Source organism: Burkholderia sp. Ax-1720 (genome assembly GCF_011753035.1).
GTDB lineage: Bacteria > Pseudomonadota > Gammaproteobacteria > Burkholderiales > Burkholderiaceae > Burkholderia > Burkholderia gladioli.
On record NZ_VWWK01000016.1, the window covers coordinates 60136 to 80711 of the forward strand.

At 69.1% G+C, this 20576-nt stretch carries 22 protein-coding genes and 1 pseudogene; 15 read left to right on the forward strand and 8 right to left on the reverse strand.

Annotated elements, in window-relative coordinates; all coding sequences use genetic code 11:
- Positions 1 to 100: 100 nt before the first annotated feature.
- Positions 101 to 1030: an N-acetyl-gamma-glutamyl-phosphate reductase gene (gene argC, locus F3J18_RS07945; protein WP_166912404.1), complete on the forward strand. Its 930-nt coding sequence runs from the start codon at positions 101 to 103 to the stop codon at positions 1028 to 1030.
- Positions 1031 to 1110: 80 nt separating this feature from the next.
- Here argC and F3J18_RS07950 read toward each other — a convergent pair whose 3' ends face one another.
- Both F3J18_RS07950 and F3J18_RS07955 read right to left on the reverse strand, forming a co-directional pair.
- Positions 1111 to 1725 carry an acyl-homoserine-lactone synthase gene (locus tag F3J18_RS07950; RefSeq protein WP_166912406.1) on the reverse strand — a complete coding sequence of 205 codons (615 nt, stop codon included), beginning with the start codon at positions 1723 to 1725 and terminating at the stop codon, positions 1111 to 1113.
- A gap of 235 nt (positions 1726 to 1960) precedes the next feature.
- On the reverse strand, positions 1961 to 2413 hold the full coding sequence (locus tag F3J18_RS07955; protein ID WP_166912408.1) for a DUF4902 domain-containing protein: 453 nt from the start codon (positions 2411 to 2413) through the stop codon (positions 1961 to 1963).
- 75 nt (positions 2414 to 2488) lie between these two features.
- Here F3J18_RS07955 and F3J18_RS07960 point away from each other — a divergent pair, with 75 nt between their 5' ends.
- Positions 2489 to 3208 (forward strand): autoinducer binding domain-containing protein, encoded by a 720-nt coding sequence (locus F3J18_RS07960; protein WP_025097948.1) that lies wholly within the window; start codon positions 2489 to 2491, stop codon positions 3206 to 3208.
- Between the two features lie 132 nt (positions 3209 to 3340).
- Here the strand turns inward: F3J18_RS07960 and F3J18_RS07965 are convergent, their stop codons facing one another.
- Positions 3341 to 4054 carry an MgtC/SapB family protein gene (locus F3J18_RS07965; RefSeq protein ID WP_025097949.1) on the reverse strand — a complete coding sequence of 238 codons (714 nt, stop codon included), beginning with the start codon at positions 4052 to 4054 and terminating at the stop codon, positions 3341 to 3343.
- Between the two features lie 418 nt (positions 4055 to 4472).
- Here F3J18_RS07965 and F3J18_RS07970 point away from each other — a divergent pair, with 418 nt between their 5' ends.
- Positions 4473 to 4934 (forward strand): cupin domain-containing protein, encoded by a 462-nt coding sequence (locus F3J18_RS07970; RefSeq protein ID WP_166912410.1) that lies wholly within the window; start codon positions 4473 to 4475, stop codon positions 4932 to 4934.
- A 115-nt stretch (positions 4935 to 5049) separates the two neighbouring features.
- On the opposite strand, the gene F3J18_RS07975 is transcribed toward F3J18_RS07970, so the two are convergent.
- Positions 5050 to 5571, reverse strand: a complete 522-nt coding sequence (locus F3J18_RS07975) for an RNA polymerase sigma factor (protein ID WP_166912412.1) — start codon at positions 5569 to 5571, stop codon at positions 5050 to 5052.
- 590 nt (positions 5572 to 6161) lie between these two features.
- Between F3J18_RS07975 and F3J18_RS07980 the strand changes: the two genes are divergently transcribed.
- Positions 6162 to 6614 carry a cupin domain-containing protein gene (locus F3J18_RS07980; RefSeq protein WP_025097952.1) on the forward strand — a complete coding sequence of 151 codons (453 nt, stop codon included), beginning with the start codon at positions 6162 to 6164 and terminating at the stop codon, positions 6612 to 6614.
- A 91-nt stretch (positions 6615 to 6705) separates the two neighbouring features.
- On the opposite strand, the gene F3J18_RS07985 is transcribed toward F3J18_RS07980, so the two are convergent.
- On the reverse strand, positions 6706 to 7455 hold the full coding sequence (locus tag F3J18_RS07985; protein ID WP_166912414.1) for an alpha/beta fold hydrolase: 750 nt from the start codon (positions 7453 to 7455) through the stop codon (positions 6706 to 6708).
- A 104-nt stretch (positions 7456 to 7559) separates the two neighbouring features.
- On the opposite strand from F3J18_RS07985, the gene F3J18_RS07990 reads away from it, so the two are divergent.
- The 4 genes from F3J18_RS07990 (at position 7560) to F3J18_RS08005 (ending at position 12322) form a co-directional block, all read left to right on the forward strand.
- Complete coding sequence (locus F3J18_RS07990; protein ID WP_025097954.1) at positions 7560 to 8498, forward strand: LysR family transcriptional regulator; 939 nt, start codon at positions 7560 to 7562, stop codon at positions 8496 to 8498.
- A gap of 155 nt (positions 8499 to 8653) precedes the next feature.
- Positions 8654 to 9847 (forward strand): CaiB/BaiF CoA-transferase family protein, encoded by a 1194-nt coding sequence (locus tag F3J18_RS07995; protein WP_025097955.1) that lies wholly within the window; start codon positions 8654 to 8656, stop codon positions 9845 to 9847.
- 68 nt (positions 9848 to 9915) lie between these two features.
- On the forward strand, positions 9916 to 10851 hold the full coding sequence (locus F3J18_RS08000; RefSeq protein WP_029949772.1) for a hydroxymethylglutaryl-CoA lyase: 936 nt from the start codon (positions 9916 to 9918) through the stop codon (positions 10849 to 10851).
- 133 nt (positions 10852 to 10984) lie between these two features.
- Complete coding sequence (locus F3J18_RS08005; protein WP_025097957.1) at positions 10985 to 12322, forward strand: MFS transporter; 1338 nt, start codon at positions 10985 to 10987, stop codon at positions 12320 to 12322.
- 85 nt (positions 12323 to 12407) lie between these two features.
- Here F3J18_RS08005 and F3J18_RS08010 read toward each other — a convergent pair whose 3' ends face one another.
- Positions 12408 to 13574, reverse strand: a complete 1167-nt coding sequence (locus F3J18_RS08010; protein ID WP_025097958.1) for a metallophosphoesterase — start codon at positions 13572 to 13574, stop codon at positions 12408 to 12410.
- A gap of 343 nt (positions 13575 to 13917) precedes the next feature.
- Positions 13918 to 14502 (reverse strand): malonic semialdehyde reductase, encoded by a 585-nt coding sequence (locus tag F3J18_RS08015; RefSeq protein ID WP_166912416.1) that lies wholly within the window; start codon positions 14500 to 14502, stop codon positions 13918 to 13920.
- 117 nt (positions 14503 to 14619) lie between these two features.
- Between F3J18_RS08015 and F3J18_RS08020 the strand changes: the two genes are divergently transcribed.
- The 3 genes from F3J18_RS08020 to F3J18_RS08030 all read left to right on the forward strand — a co-directional run bounded on the left by F3J18_RS08020 (position 14620) and on the right by F3J18_RS08030 (position 17071).
- Positions 14620 to 15225 carry an alpha-ketoglutarate-dependent dioxygenase AlkB gene (locus F3J18_RS08020; RefSeq protein ID WP_166912418.1) on the forward strand — a complete coding sequence of 202 codons (606 nt, stop codon included), beginning with the start codon at positions 14620 to 14622 and terminating at the stop codon, positions 15223 to 15225.
- 213 nt (positions 15226 to 15438) lie between these two features.
- Positions 15439 to 16050: a thioredoxin fold domain-containing protein gene (locus tag F3J18_RS08025; RefSeq protein WP_025097961.1), complete on the forward strand. Its 612-nt coding sequence runs from the start codon at positions 15439 to 15441 to the stop codon at positions 16048 to 16050.
- Positions 16051 to 16168: 118 nt separating this feature from the next.
- Positions 16169 to 17071, forward strand: a complete 903-nt coding sequence (locus F3J18_RS08030) for an IclR family transcriptional regulator (RefSeq protein WP_013689900.1) — start codon at positions 16169 to 16171, stop codon at positions 17069 to 17071.
- A 125-nt stretch (positions 17072 to 17196) separates the two neighbouring features.
- Here the strand turns inward: F3J18_RS08030 and F3J18_RS08035 are convergent, their stop codons facing one another.
- Positions 17197 to 18276, reverse strand: a complete 1080-nt coding sequence (locus tag F3J18_RS08035; RefSeq protein ID WP_025097962.1) for a porin — start codon at positions 18274 to 18276, stop codon at positions 17197 to 17199.
- Positions 18277 to 18691: 415 nt separating this feature from the next.
- On the opposite strand from F3J18_RS08035, the gene F3J18_RS08040 reads away from it, so the two are divergent.
- From F3J18_RS08040 to F3J18_RS38115, 4 genes and pseudogenes are all read left to right on the forward strand, one after another.
- Positions 18692 to 19009 carry a non-heme iron oxygenase ferredoxin subunit gene (locus tag F3J18_RS08040; protein ID WP_013689902.1) on the forward strand — a complete coding sequence of 106 codons (318 nt, stop codon included), beginning with the start codon at positions 18692 to 18694 and terminating at the stop codon, positions 19007 to 19009.
- Positions 19010 to 19011: 2 nt separating this feature from the next.
- The gene (locus F3J18_RS08045) at positions 19012 to 19323 is read left to right on the forward strand and encodes a recombinase-like helix-turn-helix domain-containing protein (protein WP_025097963.1); all 312 of its coding nucleotides are present in this window, start codon (positions 19012 to 19014) and stop codon (positions 19321 to 19323) included.
- 41 nt (positions 19324 to 19364) lie between these two features.
- Positions 19365 to 20483 carry an aromatic ring-hydroxylating dioxygenase subunit alpha gene (locus F3J18_RS08050; protein ID WP_166912420.1) on the forward strand — a complete coding sequence of 373 codons (1119 nt, stop codon included), beginning with the start codon at positions 19365 to 19367 and terminating at the stop codon, positions 20481 to 20483.
- Positions 20476 to 20576: pseudogene (locus tag F3J18_RS38115) on the forward strand (short-chain dehydrogenase); the annotation flags it as partial. The gene F3J18_RS08050 and the pseudogene F3J18_RS38115, both read left to right, overlap by 8 nt.

Genomic DNA, 20576 nt, shown 5'->3' on the forward strand with positions numbered 1-20576 from the left:
TTCGTGTTGATGAAATTCAACTTTTCCAAGTTTAGCGCGCGGCGCAAGATCCGGGCATGGCGTCCAGACGCGACGCCGCGAGAATCAGGAAACCCAGCACATGAGCGCACCCATCGTATTCATCGACGGCGACCAGGGCACCACCGGCCTGCAAATCCACCAACGGCTGCAAGGGCGGACCGACCTGCGGCTCGCCACCTTGCCGGCGCACGAGCGCAAGGATCCGGCGCGCCGCGCCGAGGCCATCAATGCCTGCGATATCGCGATCCTGTGCCTGCCGGACGCCGCCGCGCGCGAGGCGGCCGGCTTCGTGCGCAATCCGGCGGTGCGCGTGATCGACGCCAGCTCGGCGCATCGCAGCGACCCGGACTGGGTTTACGGCTTTCCGGAAATGACGGCCGGGCAGGCGGGGCGGATCGCCGGCGCGCGGCGCGTGACCAATCCGGGCTGCTATCCGACCGGTGCGATCGGGCTGCTGCGGCCCTTGATCGAGCAGGGCCTGCTGCCGGCCGACTATCCGGTCGCGATCCATGCCGTGTCGGGTTATTCGGGCGGCGGCCGGGCGGCCGTCGACGCCTACGAGGCCGAGGACGGCGAGGCGCCGGCGCTGCGCGTCTACGGGCTGGGGCTCGCGCACAAGCACCCGCCCGAGATCCGCCTGCATGCGGGCCTGGCGCACCGGCCGCTGTTCGTGCCGGCCTATGGCGCCTACCGGCAGGGCATCGTGCTGACCATCCCGCTGGCGCTGCGGCTGCTGCCGGCCGGCGTCGACGGCGCGCGCCTGCATGCGGGGCTGGCGCGTCACTACGAGGGCGCGCGCCATGCCCGCGTGCTGCCCTTGGCGGCGGCGCGCGAGCTGGGCCAGCTCGATCCGCAAGCGCTCAACGGCAGCAACGACATCGAGTTCGGCGTGTTCGTCAACGACGAACACGGCCACGTGCTGCTGAGTGCGGTATTCGACAACCTCGGCAAGGGCGCCTCGGGTGCCGCGGTGCAGAACCTCGACCTGATGCTCGCGGCGCTGCGCTGAAGGGACCGGCGCCGGCAGGGGCGGCACCGGACAGGCGGGAACGGTTGGTGCGGCGCGGGTGGTGCCGACGGCTCGCCGCGTCAGGCGGCTTCGGCGGGCTCGGCGTGGCAGAGGGCGGGATCGAGGTCGAGCGCGGCCAGCGTCTGCGCGTCGATGTCGATCCAGCAGGCCACCACCATGCGGCCGTCGATCGAGACCGGCGGCCCGGCCCGGTGGGCATGCACGCCGATCCGGCGGAACAGCCGCTCGATACTGCAGAAGGTCACGCCGATCAGTTGCCGGGCGCCGCGGCGGGCCGCGCATTCGACCGCCGCGGCCAGCATCGGCCGCACCGACCAGGCCAGGCTGCCGGCGTCGGCGCCGTCCTCGGGGGTGGCCGCGAAACGCGACAATTCCCACACTTCGGGAGAGCGGGGCGCCGCGATGTCGGCCGACAGCAGGTGCGGGAACACCTCGTGCAGCAGGTACGGTCGCGTGGTCGGCAATAGTCGCGCGCAGCCGCAGATTTCTCCGCTCGCATCGCGCCCGACGACATAGACGGTGTCGTCGCGATCGAACTGATCACGCTCGTATTTATCGTCTTCAGACGGCAACTGCCAGCCGAGCTGCTCGACGAAAACGCGATAGCGGTACGACCCCAGATCGGCGGCGAGCTGGGGGGAAAGGCGGCCGGCCTCGTGAACGTAAGTCTGCATGGTGTCCTCGTAGTTATTCCGTTTGGAATGGGCGCATTACAACGTGCGCCCCGAGGACAAGTAACTGTTATTCCTGACAGGAGGTTGGGCCACTTTCCAGGCAATCTTGACAGGTCGAAATTGGCGCGCAAAGGTTTGCGCGCCATCTGTGGTTCAATTTCGAGATTGCGTTGCTGGCCGGGTCGGGCCGACAATGCGAGGGCATTCGTTTGAAATGCGAAGCGGGCCGCGGGTTTCAGTGCGACCAGTGGGTGGCGCCGCGGACTGGCCGGGTGGGCGGCCCGCCGGTGAGGGCCTGGTTGACTGCCATCGCCCAGTCGAGCGAGGCGAGCCGGCAGCCCAGGGCGCTGGCGGTGGCATGCATGCCGATGTCGGTGCCGAAGCGGTCGACGCCCATCAGGTTGCTGCGCACGTCGTCCCAGGCGATCACCAGGCGGCCGGAGCCGGGATCGACATACCAGTCCCAGCCGACCGTCAGGTGTGCGAAACCTGGCGAGGACGGACGCTGCCACTCGGTGTAGCCGGCCGCGTCGAAGACGAGGCCGTCGGCGCGCAGTTCGTCGGCGAGCCCGGGGTCGAGCCCCGAGGCGATGTGCACGAGTTCGAGCCCCGCGAAGGCATGCAGCGGGAGGCGGACGTAACCGTCCTTGGACGGCGCGCAGTAAGGATGAAGCAGGGGCAGTGTCATGCGCGGCAATGTAGCAAGCCCGTGACCGTGATGTAACCTAGCAAGAATGACAGCGTGGAAGCTGTTGGAGAGATGATGGAACTACGCTGGCAGGATGCCTACCACCAGTTCAACGCGGCTGCGAACGAGCAACAGCTCTTTCAGCAGATCTCGGCCTATTCGAAGCGGCTCGGTTTCGAGTACTGCTGCTACGGCATTCGCGTGCCGCAGCCGGGCACGCAGCCGGTGGTCGAGATCTTCGACACCTACCCGGCCGGCTGGATGGCCCATTACCAGGCGCGCAACTACATCGAGGTCGATCCGACCGTGCGCGACGGCGCGATGAGCCCGAACATGATCATCTGGCCGGATGTCGATACGGCGGAGGATCCGTCGCTATGGCGCGACGCGCGCGACTTCGGCATGTCGGTCGGCGTGGCGCAATCGGCCTGGGCCGCGCGCGGCGTGTTCGGACTGCTGACCATCGCGCGCCGCTCCGACCGCCTCACGCCCGCCGAGATCAACAGCCTCACGCTGCAGGCCAACTGGTTGGCGAATCTCTCGCATTCGCTGATGGGCAAGTTCCTGGTGCCCAAGCTCTCGCCGGCGGCCAGCGTGACGCTCACCAAGCGCGAACGCGAGGTGCTGAGCTGGACCAGCGAGGGCCGCACCGCCAGCGAGATCGGCGAGCAGCTCAACATCTCCGAGCGCACCGTCACCTTCCACATCAACAACATCCTCGCCAAGCTCGGCGCGACCAACAAGGTGCAGGCCGTCGTCAAGGCGATCGGCATGGGCCTGATCGAGACGCCCTGAGGACCTGATGCCCTGATCCGGCAGGCGCGGCGCCCGGAGCGCGCGCAAGCCCTCAGGCCATTGCCGACGCGCCGGCCCGGATTCGTTCCGGCCGGCGCGTCGTCCATTGGGGGCCCGCATCGCGCGCCCCTGTCACTCCATCATCGGCTCGGCTTCCCTGGCGGTCCAGCTCACGCTCGAGATGCTCTTCTCCATGCTCATGCGGCTCGCGATCTGCTCGAGCTTGGCCTGGTCCTTGGGATGCAGCTTCAGCGTGGCGGTCACCTTGATGCGCTCGACCGCGCCTTCCTGTTCCACGTCCTCGCTGGTCAGGCTCTGGAACGACAGCGGTTTCGCGTACATCGAGTTCGACAGCAGGGTACGCACGTGGATCTCGTCGGCGGCCAGGCAGATCACGGTGATCTGGTATTCGCGCACCAGGTCGGCGTTCGACACCGGGGTGGCGTTGATCGCGTGGCTGAGCGAGCGCAGCACGGTATTGACCAGCAGCACCACTACCGTGCCGGCCAGCGCGGGCAGGTAGTGGCCGCTGCCCGAGAGCACGCCGACGGCGGCCGAGCACCAGAGCGTGGCGGCGGTATTGATGCCCTGGATCGCGCCTTTCTCGCGCATGATCACGCCGCCGCCGAGGAAGCCGACGCCCGACACCACGTAGGCGGCGATCTGGGTGACGCCGGCCACGCCGTTGCCGGTCAGCACGCCGAGCGTGACGAACAGGCAGGCGCCGCAGGTCACCAGGGTGATGGTGCGCAGGCCGGCGGTGCGCTGGCGCAACTGGCGCTCGATGCCGATCGCGACGCCGCAACTGAAGGCGGTGAGAAGACGGAGGATGAATTCGACGGTCATATGGCTTGCCTGGCATGGGGCGCCGTGCGGCATGGCGTCGAGCCCGGCCGCGCGCAAGGCGCAGCCCGACACGATAGCCTGCGACGGCAACCGGAATGTGAAACGGGGATGACACGCGCCGCGCGACCGACGCGGCGGCAGCCAGGCAGGCTGCGGACGTTCAGGCGCGGGGCTGTGCGATGCGTTCGCGACAACTGTCCACGGAGGTTCCTTCTGGAAGCGGATGGCGGCGATTCTAGCAGGCCGCGCGGCGTGCCGGGCGGGCGGCGCGAGCCGATGCAAGGCGCTGTGGTTTGCGCGCATCGTTGCATGCGCAACGGGCGAACCGCGCGCCGCCATGGCGAAGCGGGCCCGGCACGGCCGGCGCGGGCGCTTCTACAATACGCGGCTTTCGATCCTTTACTTCCCGGGACTCGCCATGATCCGACGCTATCCGGCAGCGCTGCTGCTCGCCTCCACCCTGTTGTGCGCCGGCGCGCATGCCCAGACGCTGCACCCGCTCAAGCTGTCGAAGGCCGAACTCGCCGGCCCGGTGTTCCAGCGGCCCGGCGTGGTGAAGGAGAGCAAGGACGGCAACCACACCAGCGACTTCACCAGCTATACCTCGCCGGACAAGGTGTTCCAGACCGGCGTCTACCAGTCCGGGCCGGTGCGCGAGGAGATTCGCGAGGCGCCGGGCACGCCGTACACGGAGTTTCTCTACTTCCTGTCGGGCAGCGTGAAGCTGACCTCGTCCGACGGCACGGTGATGCAGGTGCATGCGGGCGAGGCGGTGACGCTGCCCAAGGGATGGACCGGCGTGTACGAGTCGAGCGGCTATACGAAGCTCTATGCCTTGTACGACCCCAGCGCGGCCGCGCCGGCGAAGCCGGTGCAATGAGCGCTGCAATGAACCACGATCGGGAGTGAAGACGGCCGGCTGGCGGGCTGCCTTCGGCGGCCCGGGCGGTTGGGAGGAGAGCGGGGCGAGGCGGCGCGGGCCGTGCCCCCCGAATTCAGTGCGTGGCCGGCGTGCCGGCTCGCGCGTCCTTGCGCAGGCGCGCGCCGATCATCATGCGGGCCTGCACCACGTTGCTCGCCACGCTGCCGGCCGAGATGCCGAGGATCTGCGCGGCTTCCTCGTAGGAGAAGCCCTCGATCGCCACCAGCACCATGGAGATGCGCGGCGTGTCGGCCAGGTGCGAGACCGCGTCGATCACCTCGTCGTGGCTCGGCGCGCCGGCGCGGGCCTGCATGGCCGCGGCGTCCGGCATGTCGTCCAGACCCGTGGCGTCGGGCTGCTCGCCGGCCGCGCCGTCGTAGCGCATGTCGTCGAGCCAGACGTGATAGATCACCGAATACATCCAGCCCGGCACCGACAAGGTCGGGCCCGGCCCCTGGGCCAGCCCGAACACCCGCAGGCAGGCGCGCCGCAGCAGCACCTCGGCATCGCGCGGGTTGCCCGCCACGCGCAGCGCAAAGATCCAGAGCCGCGGCAAGAGATCCCGCAGTGCATGTGAAAGTTGTTCACGGCTCATCAGTCGTTCCGTTTTCCGCGCATGATTCATCAATACCGGACCGCACCGGCGTGCCTCGCGCCAATCGGTGAGAAGGCGCGCGAATTCATCGCCGGCATCGGCAATTGCTTTGGATGACTACGTTTCAGTGATTGACGTACCGATCGACGATGATCGGGCATGGTGTCTGGCCTGGCCGGTGTGGTGCGCCAGGAATGCTCGCCGGGCGGGAATGCTTGCCGGATCGATGCGGCGCATGGACAAGCGCGCCGGACATGTGGCCGAATCCGACGCAGCGGATTGCGCGGTGCCGACGGAACGGATGGCTCGGCACGGCGGTCGGGCAGCGTGGATCTCACGCCAGGCCCCGCGAAACATGTGATGGACATTGTGTCCAAGCGCAGATTTGCTGTCAATAACGAAACAGGCGGGGCATCCGCTAAACAGCGGGGATTGTGTTGCCAGTTGTATCCAAGTCTCGCGAACGCTCGTTCGTGACGGCCGGCGCCTCGCAATGGAATATTCGACGCGCCCGGACGTTCTGCGAAGCAGGGCACGCATCGATCATGAGCCGCGCGCCGCCCACATCGCATCGTGCCAGGAGACTCAGCATGGAAACCCGTTCCCCTTCCACCGTCGCCCCGACCTGCCGCGTGGTCCGGCCCGGCGATCGTCACGCCGGCAAGCAGGCGCTGCTCTACGAGGTCGGCGTGTCGGCCGCCACCTGCGGCGCGCAAGGCATCCACCTGCAACTGGCGACGATTCCGCCGCGCGCCAGCGCCGTGGCCCACAAGCACGCGACCCACGAGACCGCCATCTACATCCTCAGCGGCAGCTCGGGCATGTGGTACGGCGAGGGCCTGGCGCAGCACCTGGTGGTGAATGCCGGCGAGTTTCTCTACATTCCCGCGGACACGCCGCATCTGCCCTACAACGCGAGCGAGAGCGAGAACTGCGTGGCCGTGATCGCGCGCACCGATCCGAACGAGCAGGAGAGCGTGACGCTGCTGCCGCAACTCGACACGGTGCGCCCCGGCTCGCCGGTGGACTGGCCGCACGACTGATCCGGCGCGCGCGACGGCGGTGCGATGGAGGCGATGCGTCGTGCGCATCGCTTCGCATGGCTGGACATCGCTTCGCGCGAGACGCCTCGCGTCAGGCCGGCTGGCAGGCCTTCAGCTCCCGGTCGAGCAGCTCGAGCACGGCCGCCTCGTTCGAATGGATGAAGAAGTGATCGCCCTCGAACAGATGCCGGCGGCAGGGCAGGCGCGTCTCGCGCTGCCATTCGCCCAGGTGCTCGTGCTCGATCTCGGCATCGCCGCGCCCGTTGAGCACGACGATCGGGAGCTCCAGCGGCGGGCCTGGCTCGTAGCGGTAATGCGCGGCCATCGCGAAGTCGGCGCGGATGGTGGGCGCCATCAGCTCCATCAGTTCGCGGTGCGCCAGCAGCTCGGGCGGCGCGCCGTTGTAGCGGGCCAGCGCGGCCACCAGCGCATCGCCGTGCAGCTCGTGGATGTCGCCGCCGCGGTTGCCGAACTGCGGTGCGTCGCAGCCAGATGCGATCAGCGCGAGCGGCACCGGCTTGCCGTGCCGGCTCGCGTGGCGCGCCAATTCGAAGGCCAGCAGCGCGCCGAGGCTGTGGCCGAAGAACACGAAGGGCAGCGGATCGTCGAACGGAAACACCTCGGCGATGCGCGCCACCGCCGTCGGCACGTCGGTCAGCAGCGGCTCGCGCAGCCGCGCGCCGCGCCCCGGCAACTGCACGCCGACCACCTCGACGGCGGCATCGAGCCGGCCCTGCCAGGGCATGTAGCTGCCGGCGTTGCCGCCGGCGTGGCTGAAGCAGAACATCCGCAGGCGGACCGGGCCGCGCGGGCGCGACAGGAACCAGGAGGATTTCGACATGGAATCTGGGGACCTTGGAAGACAAGCGCAGCCGCCATTCTAAGGCGAGGGGGCCGGAACGAAATGACGGCACAATACGCGCATCCTCACCGCGCGAACCGGCCATGCTGCTCAAGACCCTCCTGCGACGCCTCGACCTGACCACCCTGCAGCTGTTCCTCGCGGTCCACGAGGAAGGCACGCTCACGCGCGCGGCCGAGCGCGAGGCGATCGCGGTATCGGCGGCCAGCAAGCGCCTGCTGGAACTCGAGCAGGTGGTGGGCGCCGCGCTGTTCCAGCGCAATGCGCGCGGCATGACGCTGACGCCGGCCGGCGAGACCCTGCTGCACCACGCGCGGCGCGTGATGCGCGACATCGAGAACATCGGCGCCGAGCTGGCCGGCTACGCCAGCGGCGTGCGAGGTTACGTGCGCATGTCCTCGAACCTGTCGGGCATCGTCGAATTCCTGCCCGAGGACCTGCGCGCCTTCCAGGCCGAGCACGAGCGCGTCAAGCTCGACCTCGAGGAGCGTCCCAGCGGCGGCGTGGTGGAGGCCGTCGACGACAGCCTGGTCGATATCGGCATCTGCTCGGAAGACGCGGACACGCGCGAGCTGCATGTCGAGCACTATCGCCACGACACGCTGGTGATCGTCGCGCGCCACGATCATCCGCTGGCCGCCTATCCGAACCTGCCGTTCGCCGCCACGCTCGACAGCGACCATGTCGGGCTGCACGTCTCCAGCTCGATCAACGTGCGCACGCACCTGGCCGCGCGTCATGCCGGCCGGCCGCTGCGCCTGCGCATCCACGTGCCCGGCTTCGACGCCGTGTGCCGGATGGTGCAGGCCGGCATGGGCGTGGGCGTGCTGCCGAGGAAGGTCTACGAGCTGATGGGGCGCCCGCTGGGGCTGGCCTCGATCGCGCTCGACGACGACTGGGCCGCGCGCCGGCTGGTGCTGGTGGTGCGCGAGGTGGCGGCGCTCTCGCCGGTCAGCCGGCTGCTGTTCGAGCACCTGCGCACCGTCGAGGCGCGCGACGGCGGGGCGCTGGCCGACAACTGATCCGCGGCCCGCGACGGGCAGCTGCAACCCAAAAAGAAAGGGAATCGAAAGCATTTTCGCGATTCGCGAACGCTGCTTGGCGAATCACGGTTGGACCTTCGCCACCCGGCAACCCTAGGCTGTGCTCCATAGGCATTCAACCCGGAGACAGCAAGATGAGTGGCCCGCTCCAAGGGATCCGCGTGATCGAAATCGGCACGCTGATCGCCGCGCCCTTCGCCGCCCGCCTGATGGCGGAGTTCGGCGCCGAAGTGATCAAGATCGAAGCGCCCGAGACGGGCGACCCGCTTCGCAAATGGCGCAAGCTGCACGAGGGCACCTCGCTCTGGTGGTACCTGCAGTCGCGCAACAAGAAATCCGTCTGCGTCAACCTGAAGTCGCCCGAGGGCGTCGAGATCGTGCGCAAGCTCGCCTCGGAAGCCGACGTGGTGATCGAGAACCTGCGCCCCGGCGCGCTGGAGAAGCTCGGCCTCGGCTGGGACGCGCTGCACGCGCTCAACCCGAAGCTGACCATGGTCCGCATCTCGGGCTACGGCCAGACCGGCCCCTATCGCGATCGCCCCGGCTTCGGCGCGATCGGCGAGGCGATGGGCGGGATCCGCTACACCACCGGCGAGATCGACGGCGCCCCGGCGCGCGTCGGCGTGAGCCTGGGCGATTCGCTGGCCTCGCTGCACGGCGTGATCGGCGCGCTGATGTCGCTGCTGCGCGTGAAGACCGGGCAGGGCGAGGGGCAGGTGGTCGACGTCTCGCTGGTCGAGAGCGTGTTCAACCTGATGGAAAGCCTGGTGCCCGAGTACGACCTGCTCGGCCATGTGCGCGAGCGCAGCGGCGGCGCCCTGCCCGGCATCGCGCCCTCGAACACCTATCGCACCGAGGACGGTGCCTTCGTGGTGATCGCCGGCAACAGCGACCCGATCTTCCGGCGCCTGATGCAGGTGATCGGCCGCCCGGAGCTGGCCGAGGATCCCGCGCTCGCCTACAACGACGGGCGCGTCAAGCAGAACGCGATGCTCGATGCCGCGATCGGCGCCTGGACCTCGCATCATTCGATCGACGAGGTGCTGGCCGCGCTCGAGCGCGCCGAGGTGCCGGCCGGCCGGATCTACTCGGTGGCCGACATCGTCAGCGATCCTCATTACCAGGCGCGCGAGATGCTGATCCCGGCCACCTTGCCGGGCGGCGCCGCCGTCACCATGCCCGGCATCGTGCCCAAGCTGTCGGACACGCCCGGCACGGTGAACTGGCAGGGCCCGGCGCTCGGCGAGCACACCGCCGACGTGCTGGCGGGCCTGGGCTTCGGCGAGGACGAGATCGCGCGGCTGCGCGAGCAGGGGGCGGTGCAATGAGCGCGAATCTCAATCCGAACCTCAACCCGAACCTCAACGCCCAGGACCTGCATCCGGTCAGCCTGCGCATGGCGGCCGATACCCTGGTGGTGCAGGAAGTGTCGCCGCGCGACGGCCTGCAGATCGAGCCGAAATGGGTCGAGACGGCCGACAAGATCGCGCTGATCGATTCCCTCTCGCAGCTCGGCTTCACGCGCATCGAGGCCGGCTCCTTCGTTTCGCCCAAGGCGATTCCGGCGCTGCGCGACGGCGACGAGGTGTTTCGCGGCATCCGCCGCGCGCCCGGCGTGACCTACGTGGCGCTGATCCCGAACGCGAAGGGTGCCGAGCGCGCGCTGGCCGCGCGCGCCGACGAGCTGAACCTGGTGATGTCGGCCAGCCAGACCCACAACCGCGCCAACATGCGCATGAGCTGCGAGAACTCGCTGGCCGGCTTCGGCGACATCGTCGGCCTGGTGCACGGCGCGCGCGTCTCGCTCAACGGCACGGTGGCGACCGCCTTCGGCTGCCCCTTCGAGGGGCGCATCGACGAGAACCGCGTGCTGCACCTGGTCGACGCCTATCGCGAGCTGGGGATCGGCGGCATCACGCTGGCCGATACCACCGGCATGGCCAACCCGCGGCAGGTCACGCGGCTGGTGGCGCGGGTGCTGGACCTGGTGCCGGCCTCGGCGCTGACCCTGCATTTCCACGACACGCGCGGGCTCGGCCTGGCCAACGTGCTGGCCGCCTACGAGGCCGGCGCGCGCCGCTTCGACGCCTCGCTGGGCGGCCTCGGCGGCTGCCCGTTCGCGCCCGGCGCGTCCGGCAACATCTGCACCGAGGATCTCGTGAACCTGTGCGACGAGATGGAGATCCCCAACACCATCGACCTGGCGCGGCTGCTGCCGCTGTCGCGCACGCTGCCGGCCCTGGTCGGCCACGAGGTGCCGGGGCAGGTGGCGAAGGCGGGCCGCAACACCGACCTGCATCCGGCGCCGGCCTACGTGGCGGAAATCGCCTGAGGGCTGGCGGCGGCGCCAGCTGGCCGATCGTTTCAGATGAGCTGAAGTCCCGACGTTTCACCGTATCAACGAGCTACGGCATCCCAATCAATTCGACCGGACGGCCCTCCGCCAGTCCGGCCTGGAGACAAACATGGCAAGCAGCAGCGCAATCGCATCGGACGGCCGCGAGGCCGGCAGCGAAACCGGCATCGCGGTGATCCGCAAGGTAGCCTGGCGGCTCATGCCGCTGATCATGATCTGCTACCTGTTCGCGTTCTTCGACCGCATCAACATCAGCTTCGCGAAGTTCCAGCTGCAGGGCGACCTGGGCCTGTCCGACACCGCCTACGGGCTCGGCGCGAGCCTGTTCGTGATCGGCTACGTGCTGTTCGAGGTGCCGAGCAACATGCTGCTCTATCGCGTCGGCGCGCGGCGCTGGATCGCGCGGATCATGATCTCCTGGGGCATCGCCACTACGGCGATGGTGTTCGTCCATACCGAATGGCAGTTCTACGGGCTGCGCTTCGTGATCGGCGCGATGGAGGCCGGCTTCGCGCCGGGCGTGCTCTATTACCTGACGCTGTGGTTCCCGCCCAGCCATCGCGGCCGCATCACCTCGCTGCTGTTCCTGGCCTCGGCCTTCTCGGGCCTGGTGGGCGCGCCGGCCGCCGGGCTCGTGCTCGGCCACCTGAACGGCGCGCTGGGCATGCCGGGCTGGCACTGGCTGTTCCTGCTCGGCGGCGTGCCCTGCGTGCTGCTCGGCGTGCTGGTGATGGTCCAGCTCAAGGACCGCATCGAGGACGCGTCCTGGCTGTCGGGCAACGAGAAGGCCTGGCTCGCCGGGCAGATCGCGCAGCAGGGCCGCCATCCGCAGGGCGGCCATTCGCTGCTCGGCGCGCTCAGGACGCCCGGTTTCCTGATGCTGGGCCTGGTCTACTTCCTGATCCAGATCGCCTCCTACGGGCTCAACTTCTGGGCGCCGCACCTGATCCGCACCGCCGGCACGCAAAATCCCACCCTGATCGGCCTGCTGACCTCGGTGCCCTATATCGCCGGCGCGATCGCGATGGTGACGGTGGGGCGCCTGTCGGATGCGAGCGGCGAGCGGCGCAAGTACGTGGTGGCCTTGCTGTTGATGGCGAGCGTCGGCTTCTTCGCGGCCGGCTACTTCGACCGCCAGACCACCTTGCTGCTGGTCGCGCTGGCGGTGATCGGCGCCGGCGTGGTGGCCTCGATCCCGGCCTTCTGGGCGCTGCCGCCCAAGCTCGTGACCGGCGCCGGCGCGGCCGGCGGCATCGCGGTGATCAACACGCTCGGGCAACTGGGCGGGATCGTCAGCCCGGTGATGGTCGGCCGGGTGCGCGACCTGACCGGCTCGACCACCCCGGCGCTCTACGTGATCGCGCTGCTGAGCCTGGTCTGCGCGCTGCTGGTGGCCTATGCGCTGCCGGCCTCGCTGCGCGAGCGGGATGCGCGCATCGAACGCTGAGGCGTCATCGATCGACCGTGATCGATCGTGCTCGAAAAAATGCCGCCCCCGAAGGGGCGGCATTTTTGCATGTGGAGCCGGCGACTCATTGCACGGGGCGGCCGGCCACCAACTTGACGCGCGTGATTTCCGAAGGCGCGCCGAAGCGCTTGGGCGGGCCCCAGTAGCCGGTACCGCGGCTGGTATAGACCCACAGTCCGTTCAGGCGCGCCAGCCCCGAGACGAAGGGCTGCTGCAGCGGCACGAAGAAATTCCAGGGGAAGAACTGCCCGCCGTGGGTGTGGCCCGAGAGCTGCAGCGTGAAGCCGGCATCGGCCGCCGCGTTGGCGCTGCGCGGCTGGTGCGCGAGCAGCACGCGCAGCCGCACGTCGGCGGGCGCGCCCGCCAGCGCCGCGCTCGGGTCGCTGCGATGGGCGGGATCGAAGCTGCCGGCGGAGTAGTCGGTCACGCCGGCCAGCACCAGGCGCCCGTCGCCGTGCTCGATGGTGCGATGCTCGTTCATCAGCACGTCCAGGCCGATGCGGCGGAATTCGGCCACCCAGGCATCCGCGCCCGAGTAGTACTCGTGGTTGCCGGTCACCACGAAGGCGCCGTGCCGCGCGCGCAGCGCGCCCAGCGGCGCGGCGTGGCCCGCCAGGCGCGCCACGCTGCCGTCCACCACGTCGCCGGTGACGGCGATCAGGTCCGGCTGCAGCCGGTTCACCGCGTTGACGATCGCCTCGACGTAGCCGCGCTTGATGGTCGGCCCGACGTGGATGTCGCTGATCTGCACGATCGTGAAGCCGTCCAGCGAGGCCGGCAGGTCGTCGATCGGCACCTCGACCTCGACCACGCGCGCGAGGCGCCGCGCGTTGAAGAAGCCGATCGCGCTGGCCGCGAAGGCCAGCAGCGGCACGGCGTCGGCGCTGAGGGCGCGCCAGTGCGCGAGCGAGACGGTATGTGGCGCCAGCGCGTCGAGCGTCAGCAGCGAGGCGAGCAGCAGGTCGCGCGCCAGCGTGAGCACCAGCAGCGAGGAGAAGAATCCCATCTCGAGCAGGCCGATCCAGGCCACGCGGTCGCCGAGCGGCTGCCGCTCGAAGGTGCGCGAGAGCATGCCGAGGGGGATCACGAGGCAGGAGGCGACCAGCCAGAGCACGGCGGGAATGCGCGCGGCGCTCGAACTGAAATCGGGAATCAGGCGGAAGCCGACATAGACGTGGAACAGCACGCCGAAAGTAATCAGCCGCAGCAGGAAGGCGGAGATGCGTCGCATGGTGGCAGCAGCGGAAGTGAGGCGGGGAACGGGGCGGCACCGCAGGGAGCGTCGGCGCCGGGGGCGAAGCGCAACAGCGGGCGTCCCGCGCGAGGGCGGGGCGCCTGGGTTGACGAGCCGGTCGAGCGGGGCAGGCGGCGTGGCTCGGGCTGGCGAGGGCGCGTGGCGCATGTGCGGGCGAGGGCGAGGGCGGCCGCCAGGCGGCGCGTCGATGCCCGCGCCCGGCGTCGTGCCAGCGCTTGCGCCGCGGATTCCGAAGCCGGTTCCGCGGCGGCCGATGCCGAATCTCGTGCCGCTCGTCATGGTGTGCCGCCTGCCGTCGCCTGCCGGCGGCGGCGCGCGCTTACTCGATCCGCGCGGCTTCGTCGAAGGCGAAACGCGGGCTGCGCGGGAACAGGCCCTTCTCGTCGCCGTAGCCGAGGTTGACCAGGAAGTTGGCCTTGATCCGCGTGCCGGCGAAGAAGGCTTCCTCGACCTTGGCGGCATCGAAGCCCGACATCGCGCCGGTGTCGAGGCCCAAGGCGCGCGCGGCGAGGATCAGGTAGGCGCCCTGCAGCGAGGAATTGCGGAACGCGGTGGCCTCGATCAGCGCCTCGTTGCCGGCGAACCAGCTGCGCGCGTCGGCGTGCGGGAACAGCTTGGGCAACTGCTCGTGGAAGTCCATGTCCATGCCGACGATCACCGTGACCGGCGCGCTCATGGTCTTGTCGATATTGCCCTCGGCGAGCGCGGGCTTGAGCTTGGCCTTCGCTTCCGGCGACTTCACGAACACGAAGCGCGCCGGGCTGGAGTTGGCCGAGGTGGGGGCCCACAGCGTCAGCTCGACGAGCTGCCTGAGCAGGGCGTCGTCGACCGGCTTCGGCAGCCAGGCGTTGTGGGTGCGGGCGGTGCGGAACAACTGGTCGAATGCGGAATCGGAAAGCATCATCGATCGATCTTGAAAGGGATGGGCTCGATGCCCGGTTGACGGGATGCCGGGGCCGCGCGGCGGCTTGCGGCCCGGGCGCCATCCCGCGATGATAGCCGGATGCGAGGATTCTTACCGATGGACGATCTGTTCGACACGCCGCCCGAGCCCGAACTCGACTGGTATCCCGACTGGCTGCCGCGCGAGCGCGCCGACGCGTTCTTCGCGCGCCTGCTCGCCGAGGTGGACTGGCGGCAGCAGTCGATCCGCACGCCGCGCGGGCCGGTGCCGATGCCGCGGCTCACCGCCTGGCAGGGCGAGCCGGAGGCGGTCTATGTGTATTCCGGCATCCGCAACCTGCCGGCGCCGTGGACCGAGGCGGTGGCCGAGCTGCGCCGGCTCGCCGAGGCCACCTGCGGGGCACGCTTCAACAGCGTGCTGCTGAACCGCTACCGCTCGGGCAGCGACAGCATGAGCTGGCACAGCGACAACGAACCCGAGCTCGGCGAGGCGCCCGTGATCGCCTCGCTGAGCCTGGGCGCCACGCGCGTGTTCGACCTGCGCCACGACGCCAGCCGCGCGCTGCGCGCCTACCGGCTCACGCACGGCAGCCTGCTGGTGATGCGCGGCGCCACCCAGCGCGACTGGCGCCACCGCGTCGCCAAGGCGCCGGCGGTGCAGGGCGAGCGCCTCAATCTCACCTTCCGCCTGGTCGGGCCGCGCCGCGCGCTTGCGGCTAGCTGACGGCGCCGTCAGGGAAACGTCAGTCGCGCGACCCGCGCCGGCCGGTATGGTGGCCCGATCCGGCCCGAAGGCCCGGCCGGGAACGGCCAGCGGCCGGCCCGCCGATGGCCGAACGCGCAAGGATGCGCGCAACGCGCGAGAATGCAGGCTGCGCCGCTGCGGCGATAACGAAACCGGCGCGCGAGCGCCACCGAATCACCACCCGAGGATTTCATGAAGACACGGATCAGCATCGCCCTGGCCATCGCCGGCCTGACGATCGCCCTGACGAGCCGGGCGGACGACCCGCCCCCGCCGACCCTGGACGCCGCGCAGGTCGCGCGGGTGCAGGCCGCGCCCGCGATCGTCGAGGGTGCGAGCGGGGCCAAGGTCAAGTCGACGCTGTACGTGTTCATGGATCCGAACTGCATCTACTGCCACCTGATGTGGCGCGCGCTGCGGCCCTACGAGGCGGCCGGGCTGCAGGTCCACTGGATTCCGCTGGCCTTCCTGAAGCCCGATTCGGCCGGCAAGGCCGCCGCGCTGCTCAAGGCGCCGGACGGCCCGGCCCTGCTCAACACGCTCGAGACCAAGTATTCGGAGAAGGACGAATCGGGCGGCATCGCGCCGCTGATGGTGGTCCCGGCCGACGCCAAGGCCAAGCTCGACGCCAACGCGGCGATGTTCCAGCAACTCGGCTTCACCGGCACGCCCACCGTGGTGTTCCGCACCAAGGAAGGCAAGTGGCTGGGCCTGAACGGGCTGCCGCGCCTGAGCGCGCTGCCCGGCATCCTCAACATGGCCGAGCAGCCGATCACCGATCCGGAACTGCAGCGTTATCGCTGACAGGCGGCTGTCCCGGGGCAGGCCCGCCCGCCAGGCGGGCCGTATCGGCGCGCGTTCGAGGCATAATTCGGGAAATCGTTTCCGCCTTCCCTGAATCCTTTCGTCTGCGTTGTCGACAATGGCCAAATCCACGACCGATCCGGCATCCCCAGCGAGCGCGCCTGCCGAGGCGCCCGGCGACGACGACGCGGGCAACCCGTCGTCCTACCTGGTGCCCGGGCTCGAACGCGGGCTGCGCATCCTCGCCGAGTTCTCGGCGCGCGAGCCGGTGCTCGGCGCGCCCGAGCTGTCGAAGCGGATCGGCATTCCGCGCACCACCACCTTCCGGCTGCTGCAGACCCTCGAGGCGCTCGGCTTCCTGGAGCGCGTGCAGGGCGAGAAGAGCTTCCGGCTCGGCGTCGGCGTGTTGCGGCTGGGCTTCGAGTACTTGAGCTCGCTGGAGCTGACCGACCTCGGCGCGCCGGTGCTGGAGCGGCTGCGCGACGCCACCGGCCTGACCACCCATTTGCTGATCCGCGACCTGCAGGACGTGGTGTTCGTGGCGAAATCGCAGAGCCACGCCACCCTGTTCGGCTCGGTGAAGGTGCACGTGGGCACGCGCCTGCCCGCGCACGCCACCGTGCACGGCCACGTGCTGATGGGCGACCTCACGCGCGACGCGATGCGCCAGCTCTATGCCGGCGGCAAGCTCGAACGCTTCACCGAGCACACGCCCGGCGGTATCGACGAACTCTACGAGCGCGTGCGCCAGTACGCGCGCGCCGGCTATGCGATCAGCGAGGGCGCCTTCGAGTCGGGCATCTCGGCCGTCACCGCGCCGGTGCGCGATCATTCGGGCGCGATCGTGGCGGCCATCACCGCCACCGTGCCGCGTTCCGAGATCGGCGACGCGGCCGAGAAGGAGCGGCTGGTGGAGCAGGTCTGCGGCGCGGCCGTCGACCTGTCTTCGCGGCTCAACTACCGGCCGCTGGAGAACGATCCCACCGTCGCGCACGCGCGCCATCGCGTGGCGATGGTCTGAACGGCGGCGGCGCGGCTCGCCCGAAGGAGGGCGCCGCGCCGCGATGCATGCCGCGTTCCATTCCCGATGCTTTGCATTCCTCAGGATAATGGCGGCGCGCCGGCCGCCACGAAGCCTGTTGTCCCTCAGAACGAGTGATGGATGCCGGCCAGCACCACCAGCTGGTTGGCGCCGCTCGACACGCCGGCCGTGAAGAACGCCGCCTGCGCGCCGCCGTTGGCGTGCTCGTAGAGCAGGTTCGCATAGAGCTGGGTGCGTGCCGACAGCGCGTAGATGTCGCCGAATTCGAGCTGGGTCCAGCGCCGCCCCGACAAGGTGGTGGTGGCCACCCCGCCGGCCAGTGTGTTGGCCGGCGTGATCCGGTAGTTGGCGCCCGCGTCGTAGCTCTGGAACGTGTCCGAATAGCCGTTGGACTCCATCTTCACGCGCGTGTAGAGCGCGTGCACCAGCCAGTCGCCGAACGCGTAGGAGGCGCCCGCGCCGAAGTTCTCCACCTTGCTGGCGGTATAGCCGTTGGCGGTGTTTTGCCCCTGGAAGCTGGCGATGCCGGCCTGGCTGACCAGCAGCGAGCGATCATGCTCGTTCGAGTAGACCGCCGCGGCCTTGAACGAGCCGTTCGCGTAGTTGAGCCCGAAGCCGGTCGAGCGGCCCGTGCCGAAGTTGGTGGTGTTGCCCAGCGCCAGCGTGGCGGCGGCCGTGAAGCCGCCCCAGCTCGGCGACTTCAGCTTGATCGCGTTGTTGTAGGGCACATTGCCGGTGGCGGCCAACCCGTCGATGTTGCCGGGGTGGAAGGCGTACCAGCTCATCGCCAGGTAGGCGGTGCTGAGCGGGTCGAGCCAGTCGAACTGCAGCGGCGTCTGGCGGCCCAGCGTGATGGTGCCGTAGCGGTTCGAGGCCAGGCCGACATAGGCCGCCCGGTTCCATAGCGTATTGGCGGTCGCGAACGCGCCCGTGTTGGTGTAAAAACCGTTCTCCAGCTGGAAGATCGCCGCCAGGCCGCCGCCGAGGTCCTCGCGCCCGCGCAGGCCCCAGCGGTCCGGCTGCGTATTGCCCTGGATCATCAATACCTTGGTGCTGCCGGCCACGTTGCTGACGTAACCGACCCCCGCATCGAGGCTCCCATACAGCACCACGCTGCTCTGCGCATGGGCGGCCGTGATCGCGCCCGCCGCCATGCATGCCGCTGCTACCGCTCGCTTGACCATCTGATCTCCTGAAACTCCGTGCGGCCGAGCCGTGCCGACCGCGTGCCGGTGAGACGGCGGAACGGGCGCCGTCTTACATTTTTCATGTCGTTTGTTCCATATAAGGAACAATGTACCGTTCGTGGAATGAGTATAGGAGCGCTCGCCAAGCGGAAAAAAATAAATCTGAGCGTGAGACGGAACGGTCCACGCGAGGCCCGGCGATTCGCGTTCCTTCGGACAAATTTGGAAATCACCGTGAAATACAGGTGCCGAACGGCAATCGAGCCGAACCGCAGCGGGGCGGCTCGGTGTTTTCCCTAGCTCGCGCGGTTTTTTATTTTTTCCTGGCGCGGCTCGATCCTATAATCACCATCCATAAACCAACGTTCCTTGTATGGAACAAAACGCAACTGATCTGAAGGAAGGCCAGCAGATGTCTGAACAATGGGTTTGCGCCGGACACGCCGGCGCGCTGTCCGAGGATGCGCCGCTCGAGTTCAAGCGGACCGATGGCGTCGAGATCGGCATCTACCGGGTGGGCGACGCGCTCTACGCGCTCGAGAACGTCTGCCCGCATGCCTACGCGCTGCTCACCCAGGGCTTCGTCGACGAGGGCACGGTGGAATGCCCGCTGCACGAGGCGGTATTCGACATTCGTACCGGGCAATGCCTGAAGGGGCCCGGCGGCCGCGCGCTGAAGCAGTACGCGGTGCGGCTCGCCGGCGAGGAAATCCAGTTGAAGGTGGAGTGAAGATGGAAACCAAGGTCGTGAGCTTCAATCCGGATCTGCAGCCGTGGCGCGCGCCGGAACCGAACCAGGTGGCCGGCAAGGGGCGCATCGAGATCCCCGGGCAGGTGCCGAACCTGGTGTGGCAGACCCGCAAGGCCGAGCCGACGCCGTACGAGAACGATCTCGGCGATGCGCTCGAGCGCGTGTTCGAGAGCGGCGCGGTCGAACTCGACGAGGTGGTGGCGGCGCTGAACCGCGTGGGTTCGCGTGCCCCCGACGGTTCGGCCTGGACCCTCGAACGCTTCCGCGCGGAGATGGCCGCGCTGGCCGAATAAGGCATGACGGCCCTGTCTTCCCCGCATTCCGGAGCATAACCATGACGTCCCCCACCCAGTCTTCCCAGGCCGCGCCCGCCGCGGATCCGATCCGCGCCTATCTGGACCGTGGCATCCGCAACTATTGGTACCCCGTGGCGCCGAGCTGGCAGGTGTCGAGCGCGCCGGTCGGCCTCACGCGCCTGTCCGAGCAGATCGTGCTGTGGCGCGATCGCGAGGGCCGCGTGCATGCGCTGGAGGATCGCTGCCCGCATCGCGGCGCGCGCCTCTCGCTCGGCTGGAACCTCGGCGACCACGTCGCCTGCTGGTATCACGGCATCGAGGTGGACGGCAGCGGCACCGTCGCGCGCGTGCCGGCCGTCGCCAACTGCCCGCTGGAGGGGCAGGCCTGCGTGAAGTCCTACCCGGTCGAGGAACGGGCCGGCGCGATCTTCCTCTGGTTCGGCGACGAGGCGCATCGCGAGCCCGCGCCGCTGGTGCTGCCCGAGGAGCTGAGCAGCGACGCGTATGCGCATTTCGTCTGCGTCTCGAACTGGACCTGCAACTACCAGTACGCGATCGACAACGTGATGGACCCGATGCACGGCGCCTACCTGCATGCGAGCTCGCATTCGATGGCCGAGGGCGACAAGCAGGCCGACATGCGCGTGCGCAAGACCGAAACCGGCCTGATGTTCGAGAAGGTCGGCCAGCGCGACGTCAATTTCGACTGGGTCGAGCTGGGCGAGACCGGCTGCCTGTGGCTGCGCCTGGCGATTCCCTACAAGCAGAAGTTCGGCCCGGGCGGCAGCTTCGGCATCGTCGGCTTCGCCACGCCGGTGGACGAGGATCACTGCCAGGTCTATTTCTGGCGTACCCGCAAGGTCGACGGCTGGCAGCGCGACGTTTGGCGCTTCCTCTATCGCAATCGCCTGGAGGGCCTGCACTGGGCCGTGCTCGAACAGGATCGCTACGTGCTGGAAAGCCTGGCGCCGAACGCGCGCGATCACGAATACCTCTATCAGCACGATATCGGCATCACGCGCGTGCGGCGCCTGCTGCGCCAGCGCGCGCAGGAACATGCCGCCGCGCTCGACGCGCATCGCGCCGCGCAGGCCGCCGCGGAATCGACCCAGGCGACCCAGGCGACCCAGCCCGCCACGGAGCATGCGCATGGCTGAGCTTCCGGTTTCGGTTCCGCTCGACGGGCGGCGCGTGATCGTCACGGGCGGCGCGCGCGGGCTCGGCGCGGCCTTCGTCGACGCGCTCGCGGC

Excerpts from the sequence above, each read along its gene's own strand:
- F3J18_RS07990 (WP_025097954.1), top strand. The coding sequence starts at position 7,560 with ATGCTGCTCAAGACCCTCCTGCGACGCCTCGACCTGACCACCCTGCAG.
- F3J18_RS07965 (WP_025097949.1), bottom strand. The coding sequence starts at position 4,054 with ATGACCGTCGAATTCATCCTCCGTCTTCTCACCGCCTTCAGTTGCGGC.
- F3J18_RS08000 (WP_029949772.1), top strand. The coding sequence starts at position 9,916 with ATGGCGGCCGATACCCTGGTGGTGCAGGAAGTGTCGCCGCGCGACGGC.
- F3J18_RS07970 (WP_166912410.1), top strand. The coding sequence starts at position 4,473 with ATGATCCGACGCTATCCGGCAGCGCTGCTGCTCGCCTCCACCCTGTTG.
- F3J18_RS07960 (WP_025097948.1), top strand. The coding sequence starts at position 2,489 with ATGGAACTACGCTGGCAGGATGCCTACCACCAGTTCAACGCGGCTGCG.
- argC (WP_166912404.1), top strand. The coding sequence starts at position 101 with ATGAGCGCACCCATCGTATTCATCGACGGCGACCAGGGCACCACCGGC.
- F3J18_RS08045 (WP_025097963.1), top strand. The coding sequence starts at position 19,012 with ATGGAAACCAAGGTCGTGAGCTTCAATCCGGATCTGCAGCCGTGGCGC.
- F3J18_RS07995 (WP_025097955.1), top strand. The coding sequence starts at position 8,654 with ATGAGTGGCCCGCTCCAAGGGATCCGCGTGATCGAAATCGGCACGCTG.
- F3J18_RS08050 (WP_166912420.1), top strand. The coding sequence starts at position 19,365 with ATGACGTCCCCCACCCAGTCTTCCCAGGCCGCGCCCGCCGCGGATCCG.
- F3J18_RS08015 (WP_166912416.1), bottom strand. The coding sequence starts at position 14,502 with ATGATGCTTTCCGATTCCGCATTCGACCAGTTGTTCCGCACCGCCCGC.
- F3J18_RS07955 (WP_166912408.1), bottom strand. The coding sequence starts at position 2,413 with ATGACACTGCCCCTGCTTCATCCTTACTGCGCGCCGTCCAAGGACGGT.
- F3J18_RS07975 (WP_166912412.1), bottom strand. The coding sequence starts at position 5,571 with ATGAGCCGTGAACAACTTTCACATGCACTGCGGGATCTCTTGCCGCGG.
- F3J18_RS08025 (WP_025097961.1), top strand. The coding sequence starts at position 15,439 with ATGAAGACACGGATCAGCATCGCCCTGGCCATCGCCGGCCTGACGATC.
- F3J18_RS08030 (WP_013689900.1), top strand. The coding sequence starts at position 16,169 with ATGGCCAAATCCACGACCGATCCGGCATCCCCAGCGAGCGCGCCTGCC.
- F3J18_RS08020 (WP_166912418.1), top strand. The coding sequence starts at position 14,620 with ATGGACGATCTGTTCGACACGCCGCCCGAGCCCGAACTCGACTGGTAT.
- F3J18_RS07985 (WP_166912414.1), bottom strand. The coding sequence starts at position 7,455 with ATGTCGAAATCCTCCTGGTTCCTGTCGCGCCCGCGCGGCCCGGTCCGC.
- F3J18_RS08040 (WP_013689902.1), top strand. The coding sequence starts at position 18,692 with ATGTCTGAACAATGGGTTTGCGCCGGACACGCCGGCGCGCTGTCCGAG.
- F3J18_RS07980 (WP_025097952.1), top strand. The coding sequence starts at position 6,162 with ATGGAAACCCGTTCCCCTTCCACCGTCGCCCCGACCTGCCGCGTGGTC.
- F3J18_RS08035 (WP_025097962.1), bottom strand. The coding sequence starts at position 18,276 with ATGGTCAAGCGAGCGGTAGCAGCGGCATGCATGGCGGCGGGCGCGATC.
- F3J18_RS08010 (WP_025097958.1), bottom strand. The coding sequence starts at position 13,574 with ATGCGACGCATCTCCGCCTTCCTGCTGCGGCTGATTACTTTCGGCGTG.
- F3J18_RS07950 (WP_166912406.1), bottom strand. The coding sequence starts at position 1,725 with ATGCAGACTTACGTTCACGAGGCCGGCCGCCTTTCCCCCCAGCTCGCC.
- F3J18_RS08005 (WP_025097957.1), top strand. The coding sequence starts at position 10,985 with ATGGCAAGCAGCAGCGCAATCGCATCGGACGGCCGCGAGGCCGGCAGC.